Origin of the sequence: Bacillus sp. BB081, from assembly GCF_008368895.1 — a bacterium.
Lineage (GTDB): Bacteria > Bacillota > Bacilli > Bacillales > Bacillaceae_G > Bacillus_A > Bacillus_A wiedmannii.
The window spans coordinates 1-12,187 of record NZ_QOZX01000131.1 but is presented as its reverse complement, the minus strand read 5'-3'; the positions used below and the strand labels follow the sequence as shown (position 1 = coordinate 12,187).

At 34.2% G+C, this 12,187-nt stretch carries 13 protein-coding genes and 1 pseudogene; 12 read left to right on the top strand and 2 right to left on the bottom strand.

Annotated elements, in window-relative coordinates; all coding sequences use genetic code 11:
• Window positions 1-126: 126 nt before the first annotated feature.
• From DN394_RS28655 to DN394_RS28630, 6 genes are all read left to right on the top strand, one after another.
• On the top strand, window positions 127-315 hold the full coding sequence (locus DN394_RS28655; protein ID WP_046954344.1) for a DUF3970 family protein: 189 nt from the start codon (window positions 127-129) through the stop codon (window positions 313-315).
• A gap of 77 nt (window positions 316-392) precedes the next feature.
• On the top strand, window positions 393-1,358 hold the full coding sequence (locus DN394_RS28650) for a nucleoside hydrolase (protein WP_098354840.1): 966 nt from the start codon (window positions 393-395) through the stop codon (window positions 1,356-1,358).
• 172 nt (window positions 1,359-1,530) lie between these two features.
• Window positions 1,531-1,773: a GlsB/YeaQ/YmgE family stress response membrane protein gene (locus DN394_RS28645; protein WP_000638305.1), complete on the top strand. Its 243-nt coding sequence runs from the start codon at window positions 1,531-1,533 to the stop codon at window positions 1,771-1,773.
• Window positions 1,774-1,850: 77 nt separating this feature from the next.
• Window positions 1,851-2,246 carry a hypothetical protein gene (locus DN394_RS28640; protein ID WP_000847587.1) on the top strand — a complete coding sequence of 132 codons (396 nt, stop codon included), beginning with the start codon at window positions 1,851-1,853 and terminating at the stop codon, window positions 2,244-2,246.
• Window positions 2,247-2,464: 218 nt separating this feature from the next.
• Complete coding sequence (locus tag DN394_RS28635) at window positions 2,465-3,325, top strand: aminopeptidase (RefSeq protein WP_098953527.1); 861 nt, start codon at window positions 2,465-2,467, stop codon at window positions 3,323-3,325.
• A 13-nt stretch (window positions 3,326-3,338) separates the two neighbouring features.
• The gene (locus DN394_RS28630; RefSeq protein WP_046959714.1) at window positions 3,339-4,007 is read left to right on the top strand and encodes a YjgB family protein; all 669 of its coding nucleotides are present in this window, start codon (window positions 3,339-3,341) and stop codon (window positions 4,005-4,007) included.
• Between the two features lie 65 nt (window positions 4,008-4,072).
• On the opposite strand, the gene DN394_RS28625 is transcribed toward DN394_RS28630, so the two are convergent.
• Window positions 4,073-5,299 carry an MDR family MFS transporter gene (locus tag DN394_RS28625; RefSeq protein WP_001016138.1) on the bottom strand — a complete coding sequence of 409 codons (1,227 nt, stop codon included), beginning with the start codon at window positions 5,297-5,299 and terminating at the stop codon, window positions 4,073-4,075.
• Between the two features lie 101 nt (window positions 5,300-5,400).
• Here DN394_RS28625 and DN394_RS28620 point away from each other — a divergent pair, with 101 nt between their 5' ends.
• From DN394_RS28620 to DN394_RS28600, 5 genes are all read left to right on the top strand, one after another.
• Entirely contained in the window at window positions 5,401-7,137 is a 1,737-nt protein-coding gene (locus tag DN394_RS28620; RefSeq protein ID WP_098953528.1) for an ABC transporter substrate-binding protein, read from the top strand.
• A gap of 159 nt (window positions 7,138-7,296) precedes the next feature.
• A complete protein-coding gene (locus DN394_RS28615; protein ID WP_000102259.1) occupies window positions 7,297-7,920 on the top strand; it encodes a YhbD family protein in 624 nt (207 codons plus the stop codon).
• A 13-nt stretch (window positions 7,921-7,933) separates the two neighbouring features.
• Window positions 7,934-8,644: a bactofilin family protein gene (locus DN394_RS28610; RefSeq protein WP_001258370.1), complete on the top strand. Its 711-nt coding sequence runs from the start codon at window positions 7,934-7,936 to the stop codon at window positions 8,642-8,644.
• Window positions 8,645-8,662: 18 nt separating this feature from the next.
• On the top strand, window positions 8,663-9,370 hold the full coding sequence (locus DN394_RS28605; RefSeq protein ID WP_046959711.1) for a hypothetical protein: 708 nt from the start codon (window positions 8,663-8,665) through the stop codon (window positions 9,368-9,370).
• 23 nt (window positions 9,371-9,393) lie between these two features.
• Window positions 9,394-10,929 (top strand): MDR family MFS transporter, encoded by a 1,536-nt coding sequence (locus DN394_RS28600; protein WP_046959710.1) that lies wholly within the window; start codon window positions 9,394-9,396, stop codon window positions 10,927-10,929.
• A gap of 28 nt (window positions 10,930-10,957) precedes the next feature.
• On the opposite strand, the pseudogene DN394_RS28595 reads toward DN394_RS28600, so the two are convergent.
• Window positions 10,958-11,164 (bottom strand): annotated as a pseudogene (locus tag DN394_RS28595) (hypothetical protein); the annotation flags it as partial.
• Window positions 11,165-11,417: 253 nt separating this feature from the next.
• Between DN394_RS28595 and DN394_RS28590 the strand changes: the two are divergent.
• The coding region (locus DN394_RS28590; protein ID WP_149294462.1) for a BC_2878 family exosporium-associated protein at window positions 11,418-12,187 on the top strand (770 nt) is incomplete at its 3' end.

Below are 12,187 nucleotides of genomic sequence, written 5' to 3'. Positions count from 1 at the left end.
TTTTATACTGAAATGGCATTGTTTGTATGCAAAAAAAGCGCGACATTAAAAAGATAAATTTCTTGCAGTCTTTTCAAAGTACGTTATACTTAGTACAGAGAAAATGAGAATTGAGGAAAAGTAATAATGATTCGCGTACGTATTGAAGGAACTGAAGAAGAAATGTTTGAATTTATGGAGAAAATGCCAGATATTCCTGGATTTGAAAAAACACATATGAGAGAACCGAGAAAAGGAAATAATCCGAAATACGATTCAAGTAAAAATGTACTAGCATATTTATCTTATAAAAAGATTGAAGTCGCCAATAAATAGGCGACTTTTTTAGTTTGCACCGTTTCACAGCCTTGTCTTTTTTACATAATAATAATAGTAGATTATGTTGAAGAGGGGTGAGGATAGTTAATAAGAAAATCATCTTTTTTGGAGACTTTGGTATTGACGATGCGGTGGCGTTAATTTATGCAAATAAAACATGTCAATTGGATATTATAGGTATTGTTGCTGAATATGGGAATGTATCGCGAGAAATTGTAACGGAAAATGTGTATTTTTTAGAAAGATACTATGCTACAGAAGTAAAAATCATTGAGGGTGCAGCAAGACCGATGACAGCTGAAGAACCTTTGTTCTTTCCTGAAATACATGGAGATCATGGTTTAGGGCCAATTATTCCACCTGATATGAGGATTTGTAAACGGGAAAATTTTTGTGAACTAATTAAATTAATTGAACCTTGTCCAGAAGATATTATTATCGTAGCGACAGGGCGTTTAACAACATTGGCAACGTTATTTTTATTATATCCAAATGTAATGGATAAGGTATGTTCATATTATATTATGGGCGGTGCGTTTTTATTTCCTGGTAACGTTACTCCTGTATCAGAAGCTAATTTTTATGGGGATCCAATCGCCGCAAATATTGTGATGAAGTACGCAAAAAATGCGACTATTTATCCGTTAAATGTAACGCAAGCAGCCCTCATTACTCCTGAAATGGTGGATATTATTAATAAAGAAGGAACAGGGCAAGCGAAGCTTATTAAACCAATGATCGATTTTTATTATGAGAACTTTTATAAAAAAGAATACCCGGGTATTGCTGGAAGTCCAATTCACGATTTACTTCCGTTCATTTCATTTATAAATGATGATATTTTTGAATACAAAAAATCTGCAGTTTGGATTAGTACGACAAATGATGTAACAAGAGGACAAAGTGTGGCGGATTTTAGAAAAATAGCTGTGCCGACAACGTTTGATAATAGACCAATTCAAAAAATTGCAGTTGGTTTTAACTATCCTGCATTTAAAGAAGAGTTTATGCGGACAATATTAAAGCCTGACTGTCCTTAATATGTGTATTACGAATAACATCAACCTCGAGTCGAAAAACTGGCCGTTCATTATTTTGAAATAATCTAATAGTTAATCTGTATGAATAACTATTGAAAAATGTAACATAACTAATGGTAAGCAATTGTTTCTAATTATATTTTGATTGGTAAAATATAAAGGAGGTTATCATATGATTTGGTCTTTAATCGTCGGTGGTATATTAGGATGGCTTGCGAGCTTAATTACTGGAAAGGACGTACCTGGTGGTGTAATTGGTAATATTATTGCTGGTATTATCGGTTCTTGGATTGGTTCGAAATTACTTGGTAGTTTTGGTCCAGTCATTGGCGGATATGCAATTATTCCAGCTTTAATCGGTGCGATCGTTTTAATTTTCATCGTAAGCTTCTTATTACGAGCAATGCGAAAATGAATGTAAGGACTGTTTACATTTGTAAGCAGTCCTTTTTATATGTTATGCTAGTATTATACAATCAGGAGGTGTCAGCATTGAAAACATTTACAGTAAATTTCCATCAAGAAGATAATGCTAAAGCGACAACAGTACATAAATTAAGTGAAGAGGACTTCAATAAAGCGACAGAAAAAGGCACTCGTCATCTATTTGATTTAGATACAAACGTTGGATTCTTCGTATTCTTTGACGCAGAAGATGCAGAAGGAAACGATCAATATTTAATGTTACAATACGAAGGCGATCATGAAGAGCCAACTGCGTGCTACGGATTTGATTTAAAACTATACTATCAATTTTTAGCACTATACTTAAATGATCTTGAGTTCCAAGGTGAAACAGATGAAGAAGAGGAAGAGTATGGCCCAATTCATCATTTAGCTCACTTACTTTATCATATTGTTGAAGATGGTAAGTCAATCGAAGTGTAAAAATACATATGTAAAGCTGTCCTTTTTGGGCAGCTTTTTTATTATTATGATGAATGTTATGATTTGCATAATGGTAAATGGATTTCTGATGGTGATAAATGGTTTGATTAAACAGAAAAAGCAACAAAGAAGACTCATCTTTCTTTGTTGCTTTTTCTACGTTTCAGGAAGGATTGCAGTGTAAATGGCGAGAAGGGATATATAAGGAGATGGAAAAAATGATAAATAATACAATTCCAAGTTTTTTAAAATTATGGGAAAGTAACGACGTAGAATTAGCTGTCCTCAATCAATACTTCACTTCGCATCCAGAGATATTTGAAGAATACTTTAAGTATCATTGTCCTAAAACGAAAGAACGTCTTTCTAATGCCATTAACCTATATCCCGCAAAAATAGAAGATATTCGTATCATTGCAGAAACATTACCGACTATTATTCAAGAGATAACGAATGAATATCATTATAAATATAACTTTGATGTAAATATGAATTTTCATCTATTTGTTGGAGGGTTTGGCTCTAATGCATTTGTAGAAAGGGAAATTATTGGGGACATATTTTTTGCGGCAGAAAAATTATCTCCAGATGTAAATCACCTTCGTGTTATTGTCGCTCACGAAATAGGACATATATATCATAATGTTATGTTACACAATGATGGAATGGATTGGACAAAAGCTGAGTGGACTGACGCGGCAGTTGCTTTGTATCGTGAAGGTGTTGCAACATATTTATCAAAGCAAATTATAAAAGGCGTAAATGAATCAGTGTACTACTCATATAACAATGATGGTGAACGTTGGTTACAATGCTATATAGAAAATGAAAAACAAATAAAGAATCGTTTTTTGGAAGATTATATAGAAGGATGGACGCTCGAAAAAGAGAAAGAGTGGTTCCGGTTATCGGGAGGACAGTATTTTGGATACAACCGACTCGGTTATTTTTTAGGAACAGCTTTTGTAGAATATGTTTTACAAGCATTGGGAGTGAGTGAAGTATTTATTTTTTGGAACAAACACAATTTGAAAAGTGGTGTCATGGATTGGTTATCAAAAGGAATAAGATTATTATAGGGGGCTGAAATGTATGAAAGTGTATGTAAAGATAGCTATGTTATTTCTCGCTTTTACATGCATATTTGCATTAGTAGCATGTAAAGGGACAGACGAAAAAAAGGAAACAAACCCAACCTCTGAAAATAGTAAAAACGAACAAAATAATTCTTCTGAAGAAAAGAAAGAGCCTGAAGCAAAATCAAATAATGAAGGATCAGCAAAACCAAAGACAGATTCAAGCACGAAAGATACAGTAATAAATCAAAAATCAATTAACCACATTAAAGATTTGTTTGAACTAGCGAAAGAAGGAAAAGTACCTAATGTTCCGTTCGCAGCTCATACAGGAGATATTGAAGAAATAGAAAAAGCGTGGGGGAAAGCAGATAAAACGGAACAAGCAGGTAACGGAATGTACGCTACTTTTACAAATGAAAATGTTTCCTTCGGTTTTAATAAAGGATCACAAGTTTTTGATGTACGCTCCTATCATGCAGAGCTAAAATCAATTACATTACAAGAAATAGAGAAAGCATTAGGAAAACCAGCTTCAGTTAAAGTAAATGGGGAAGATAAAATATACGTATATAAAGTAAACAATCAGTTTGAGTTGAAATTCATTATTCCAAAATCAACTGGTAACGTAAATCATATTTCGGTATTTTCACCAGAAGATAGTATTAATAAAATGGCAGGGTAATAAAAAAGGATGTCACAATAGTCTCGAGACTTTTGTGACATCCTTCTTTTTATAAAGAAAGCATCCTATAAAATATGAGGGGTATGCTCTGAAATGTCTTTTTTTATTTTATTACGCTCTAAATTGTGAACAAAAAGAGCTTGAATAATGCCCCCAATTATTAAGAAACAAGCACAAATATAAAATAGCATACTGCCGTTTAGTTTGCTTAATAAAACCGCACCAATAACAGGACCGCACGTTCGAGATACATCCCAATGTAAGCCGTAAATTGAAAAATACAATCCACGTTTATCTGAAGGAGCGATTTCTGAAACGAATCGAAGTAAATGATTTAAAGCAATACTTCCACCGATGACTAAAAAGAGTAATGTGAAAAATAGTGACGCGATTGTTGCTGAAAGCCCGTAGCCAAGTGCAGCTACTGTATAGCAGGCATAAGAAATAATGATGATTTTAGCCATGGAAAATCGCTCAGACCATTTCACGAGGAAAACTTGCAGAAAGATTTCCATAATAGCTTTGCATGTTGAAATAAAAACGAGTATGAGTTCGAAATCCGGAAAAGTATGTTTCACGAAGATAAGATAATTCGTCTCAGTTTGTGCATAAAAAAAGCTAATAGGAAGTGTAGAAACCATAAGTCCAAATACGGCGTAATGTTTGCGTACAAAATGTTTTTGAGATGATCCTTCAAGCTTTTGCGTTGGTGTTGTCATTGCCGGAGCGGTTTCTGGAAGCTGCGTCCAAACAACGAGTGCATATACTATAAGTGCAATGCTTTGCACCGTAAATACATATTCAGGATGAGTCTTATAAAAAATAGTACCAATTAAAGGGCCGATTAGGGTACCTATTGCTCCCATCGTTTGCAGAAGAGAGAAGATTTCTGCTTGCTGCCCATGATTTGTTAAATCAGCTATTTGTGCACGTTGAGCAGGAATATATAAGGAACGGCCAATCCCATTTATGACATATAACAAAGCAAATATAAAAACGGATTGAGCAAAGATGAAGCTACCGATTGCAACGCTTTGTAGCAATAAGCCGAGTAACATAATTTTCTTTCGTCCATATTTATCAGTGACTCTTCCAGCAATAAGTGTAAATATAATGTCCGAAAGCGGTTGTAACCCGAAAATAAGCATAGTCATCATAATATTGCCGTTTAGCATCTTATTAACGTAAATAATCATAATAATAGCTAACATTGACTCTGTTGTTCGAGTTAATAATTCACCGCACAGTCTAATGATAATTGGTTTATTGTAACGTAATAAAAGATGATTCAATATTATTTCCTCCTTTCTATATTGAAATGATAAGATGAAAGGAGAATTAGAAAAAGGGTAGAAAGAATAGGGAGTATTTTTCACCTTTTAGGGGGAATATGATGTTTATTTTAGATCAATACATTGAGCTATGGATTGCCTATGGGAAAGGGAAAAAAGAAGGAGAACAATTAGAAATAACAGTGCAAAATATATCCGAAACATTATTTTGTACAGAGCGTAATAGTAAATTAATTATAAAAAAATTAGATGAGTTAAATTGGATCGTTTGGTTTCCAGGTCGCGGGAGAGGGAATCGTTCTAAATTAATATTTCAAAAGCAACCGATGACATTGATTTTAGACAGAGGAAAAGAACTAACTAAAAAAGGGGATGTGAAAAGTGGAATCTCATTTGTGGAACGATACAGCTCACAATTTCCATCAGTAAAGAAAGAGTATGAAGCTTGGGTAGATTCAATATTTGGTCATAAAATAGAAAGGACACCTGAAGGAAGAAAAGATGTACTTCGGTTGCAAGTACAAATGAATCTAGACATCGCTTTAGATCCGGTCTACGCTGCGATGCGCTCAGAATGTCATATGGTTAAACATATTTTTGATACACTCGTATATGTGAATGAGGAAACAAATTGTATAGAGCCAAGACTTGCTTTTCACTGGCAATATAATGGCGCTGAAAAGGTTTGGACATTTTATTTAAGAAAAGGCGTTCATCTTCATAATAGAAAACGACTTACCGCACATGATGTTATACATTCATTGAATCGATTTATGAAAGCGGAAAACAACCCACACGCATGGATGTTGCAACATGTTGAAAATGTCCGTGCAGTGGATGAATTTGTTGTTGAAATTCAATTACATACGGAAAATAGGATGTTTTTACAAATGCTAAGTGCAGAACAGTGTTCTATCGTAAATGAAGATGAAGCAGGAAACTTTATTGGTACAGGACCTTTTATATTACGCGAGAAAAGTGCACAATTATTTGTATTAGAAGTGCATGATTTATATTATCGTGAAAGACCTTTTCTTGACCGAATTGAACTAATGAATGTAGAGAAAAATGTAAATACATATGACGTGTTAGTAAAGGCGCAATATAAAGATAAAGAAAAGCCTAATAAAGAGTTGTCTCGGCTTGAATCGAACGTGACATATGTAACGTGCAATCTTGTAAAAGAAGGACCAATGCAAGATGAGCTGTTTCGAACGGCGTTACATCAGATTATTCATGGCGATAAGATTGTCCAAGAACTCGGCGGAGAACGTGGAGAAGTGGCAAAGAAACTAATATTAGCAAATGAAAGAACAGTAGAGATTAAGGAAGAGATAGAATGTTTAGTGAGAAGGAGCATGTATCATGATGAAGTGCTACAACTCTACACATTTACAGGACAAGATCACGTAGAAGATGCACAATGGATACAGAAAGAGTGTGCGAAGTACGGGATTCGTATAGAAAATAATTTTCTTGAAGTTGAAGAGTTATTGGAAATCAGTACGATACAAAAGGCTGATATGATGCATGATAGTGCAACAATTAGCGAACGAATAGAAGATAGTCTGCTATATATGTTTCTTACAAAAAATAGTTTTATTCATGGGCAAAGCAGCATGGACTTTCATAAAAAGTTCTCCCCTTATTTTAAAGAAGCAGATTTAGAGAATAGAGTTACATTGTTACGCGATATTGAGGACACTTTGTTGCGTCACATTCATATTATTCCTTTATATCGTAACAAACAACAAGTAACTTCTCACGAAAAAGTACAAAATATAATGATTAATTCACAAGGGTGGATTGATTTTTATGAAATATGGTTTACATGTTAATAAATAAGGGTTTTTACGCATTTTACATAATGTGTGAGAGCCTTTTTTTCGTGTGTGAAACAGGTTTGTTTTACACATTGTTACGCTACTTACGATAAAAGTTCATTTACAACGTAACAGTGTTATGTTACATTGTTATCAGGAAGGAGTGTTATACAGTTGAGTACAGATTTAATTTCAAAAAAAGATTTATTAGAACTAACTGGTATTTCATACGGACAGTTATATAGGTGGAAAAGAAAAAATTTAATACCGGAAGATTGGTTTGTACGAAAGTCAACATTCACGGGTCAAGAGACATTTTTTCCGAAAGAAAAGATATTAGAGCGTATTGATAAAATCCAAACGATGAAAGAAGATTTATCACTTGATGAACTAGCAAATATGTTTTCACCGAGTGTGAGCGAAATTCTTTTAACTAAGGAAGACGTCTTACGTAAAGGGATTGCATCAGAGCCAGTTTTACAATTCTTCATAGAACAAACGAATAAAACAACAGAGTTTCAATTTGTAGATATTCTTTATGTGTATATGTTAGAAGAGTTACTACAATCGGGAGAGATTAGTTTAGAAGAAGGAAAAATGGTCTTGCAAGTTTTACGTGAAAATTATGAAGCGATTAAGCATAAAACTTGTGACTTAATCATCGTCCGAAAGTTAGGGATTTCTACATGTTTCTTAGTTTCAAACGTGGACGATTTAATTTTTGAAAAAGGTACCAAAATTGTTTTACGCGAAGCGATTATGAAATATACCGAAGCATTAAAAACGAAACTGTTGTAGTGGAGGAGAAAGTATGCGTACAGATAATTTGATTATAAATGGTTACGGTTCATCGAATGGCGGCGAGTTTCATAAAGTGCAATTAAATGGAAAAGGGACTGTTAATGGAAATATTGAATGTGACCAATTTGAATGTAACGGATATGGTGCTGTTACTGGAAATTTGAAAAGTAGCAATGCAAGAATTAGTGGATCAGGTAAAGTTGATGGTACAGTTATTGCGGAAACGATGCGAATTGATGGGAAAGCAACAATTACGCAAGATGTGAAGGCGAACAGTTTAAAAATTGCAGGAAAAGGTACAGTAGGTGGAAATGTAACTGGAGAAGAATTTAAAATCAACGGTCAAGCGACGATTGATGGGAATTGTGAAGTGGATACTTTTTCTTCAGAAGGACAATTTACAATTGGTGGATTATTAAGCGCCGATGAAATAAATATTAATATTCACGGTACATGTCGAGCAAAAGAAATTGGTGGTCAAACGATTAAAGTAAAACATAGACTAAGTACTTTTAGTAGACTGTTTAAATCAGTATTTGGTATGCAATTAGAGGCTGAACTATTAGAAGGCGACAATATTGATATTGATTATGCTCACATAAGAACGGTAAGAGGAAACAATGTGACAGTAGGAGCGAACTGTGAGATTGAACTGATTGAATATACGGGTGTTCTTACTGTTGATAAAAGCGCAAATGTAAAAGAAATGAAGCAGGTTTAATGGGAGGGAGAAAGTAATATGGAACATCAACATAGTCTTACTGTTAATGGTTCTGGTAGTTCAGCAGGCGGGGATTATAACAAAGTGAAGATACGCGGCGAAGGAACGATTTCTAATGATATGAGTTGTAATGAATTTAAAACGTACGGCACGAGTGATGTACAAGGTAATATGAAAGTGAAAAATTATGTCGTGTATGGAGATAGTGAAGTACAAGGAAATGTAACTGCTGAATATGTAAAAGTATACGGAAATACACAAATGAATAGTGATGCTCATATTGAAAAAACGAAAGTAAGAGGTATGATAGAAGTTAAAGGGAAGTTAACTGGTGATTTCGTAGATGTGAAAGGCGCTTTAAATGTAAAAGGAGATATTGAAGTTGAAGAACTATCACTAACTGGTGGCCTTGAAAGTGATGGATTACTTAATGCTGAAAATATTGAAATTTCACTTCGTTATGAAGGTAGCAAAGTGAGAGAAATCGGCGGTAAAAAGATTGCCGTTCGTAAAAAAGCGAGATTTATTCCATTTACAAGTCATGCTGGAAGCCTCCAAACGTCTATAATTGAAGGAGATGAAATTTATTTAGAGCATACGATTGCTGAAGTGGTAAGAGGAAACAACGTTACCATTGGTCCAGGATGTGAAATTAGTGTTGTAGAATATCATACTAGTTTTAACCAAAAAGGTAATGCAGTCGTAAAAGAACATAAACAAATATAAGTAGTACGAGGGAGAGCAAGGTTATGGTTGAGAAGAATAATAAGCTCGGCTTTGTTGTGGCAGGCTTATTGCTAGGTATTTTAATGGCATCAATGGACAATACCATTGTCGTAACAGCGATGGGAACGATTGTTGGTGACTTAGGAGGCCTTGAAAACTTTGTATGGGTCGTTTCTGCCTATATGGTCGCAGAAATGGCAGGTATGCCGATATTCGGAAAACTATCAGATATGTATGGTAGAAAGAGATTCTTTATTTTCGGTTTAATCGTCTTTATGATTGGTTCGGCACTTTGTGGTACTGCTGAAAATATTACACAGTTAGGTATTTATCGTGCCATTCAAGGTATTGGCGGCGGGGCATTAGTGCCGATCGCGTTTACTATCGTTTTTGATATTTTCCCTCCTGAAAAGCGCGGGAAAATGGGTGGATTATTCGGAGCAGTATTTGGTTTATCAAGTATTTTTGGTCCGCTGCTTGGTGCGTATATTACAGATTACATAAGCTGGCACTGGGTATTTTACATTAACTTACCGCTTGGCGTTTTAGCACTTATTTTTATTACATTCTTTTATAAAGAATCACGAGTTCATAGAAAGCAAAAAATTGATTGGTTTGGCGCAATTACTTTAGTTGGTGCAGTAGTTTCGCTAATGTTTGCTTTAGAACTAGGTGGACAAAAGTATGATTGGGATTCTAACTTTATATTAAGTTTATTTGGCGGATTCGCTATTTTAATTATTGCATTTATTTTTATTGAACGTAAAGTAGAAGAGCCGATCATTTCATTTGAAATGTTTAAACAACGTTTATTCGGAATGAGTACCATTATTGCATTATGTTACGGTGCTGCGTTCATGTCAGCAACTGTATACATACCGTTATTCATTCAAGGTGTATACGGTGGTAGCGCAACAAACTCAGGATTATTACTTTTACCGATGATGTTAGGATCAGTCGTAACAGCGCAGTTAGGTGGATTTTTAACGACGAAGCTTAGCTACCGAAACATTATGATTATTTCTGCTGTTATTATGCTAATTGGACTATTCTTATTAAGCACATTAACGCCAGAAACAAGTCGAATATTATTAACGTTTTATATGATTATCATTGGATTTGGAGTAGGTTTCTCATTCTCTGTACTAAGTATGGCAGCTATTCACAACTTCGGTATGGAACAGCGTGGATCTGCAACTTCAACGAGTAATTTCATTCGTTCATTAGGAATGACACTAGGTATTACAATCTTCGGAATGATTCAAAGAACAGGTTTCCAAGATCAATTAGAAGAAGCTTTTAAAGGTATGAGCGGAGGAATGAATACAAACGCTTTAGGAGATTCAAGAGCGATTCTATCAGAATCGGCAAGATCTCAAATCCCGCCGCAAATATTAGATAAAATTATTGACGCTCTTTCTAGCTCCATTGTTCAAACATTTATGTGGGCATTAGTACCAGCAGGTCTAGCATTCATATTTATTTTCTTTATGGGAAATGAGCGTATGGTAATTAAGAAAAAACAAACGAATAAAAAGAGTGAAACATCAAAAGCGTAATGAAAAAGCTCCTTTCCAATTGGAAAGGAGAAGCGTTAACGATAACTTCCATAGAATCAATTAAGATATCTTCTTCAATGTATGATTCAGGCAATGCCATATCTTCTGTTTCTAATACACATGCATATAGATTTTGTAAGTTTTCAGCAGTTGGGTTTTGTTCCTCAACATCAATGATGTTCTTTACTGCATCCATATTTTCTTCTTTTGCTTGGTATACTTTAATTTTAGCCATTGTTTTATTCTCCTTTATAACGTAATCGTAGAGGCTACACCCTATTATAACGTTTTTTTCATGAAAGATGAAATTGTTATATGTTTTTATAGGGAATTTTATGTGCTATTACTCATTATTGGCGTAATTTCATTATTAATGTGATAAGTAAGTACCTATATTCCTGAGTTAAAGTTATATTGTCCAAGCTTTTTTATACTCCGTTCATATTATATGTATTAGATAAAACATATAGGGAAGGGATGGAGTGTAAGTGGGTTGTGAGCCGAAACGAAATTATCAATGCTGCCAAAATAGTATTTGTGAATTTTTGCGAAGTCTAGAGCCTTTTACAAAAGTTGAGAGTATTGTAATCGCCGGAAACGAAATTGTTGTATCTTATTTTCTTTCATTTAATAAGAGAAATGGTATCGTATCCTTCGTACAAGAGGACAATGAGGTTATTTTTGTAGATTGTTCTAGGATTGATGCAATTCGAATAGGAAAAGTTTGTAGTTGTAAAACGAAAGTTAAATTTATTGAAGAGGATTTTAGTTTACTTGGAAATGTTTGTCCGCAATGTTTAACAGAGGGTAGTACACTCTTTTTTGACTTTCACAATCCAGAATTGAATTTATCACTACAAGCAAAAACAATTGATGCACCTAGTTGTACTGAATTTATAGATGAAATGGGGAATGTCGTAAAGCAAATTACTATAGTAGGTGAAGCGATTGTTTCTAAAGATTTTGTTCAAGTGCCGGAACTATTAAATTTCCGATTAGTTTTATCTGATACGGCTACGAATCCTTTAAAGTTTGGAATACTGTTCATTAATTTCCCTGATCTTACGTTTATTATTCTTTTCGTATCGAGTGGATACCTCAACATTTCGAATTGTTTGAAAATTGAGAGTGGAACTGGTAATGCTGAAATAGAAGATATGAAAAAGATGGTGACGAATGACAATAATACGTACAAGTCAGTTGTTAAATTGACTAAAGTATATAAAAATGGAGGAACAGAATCATATATTTATAAGAA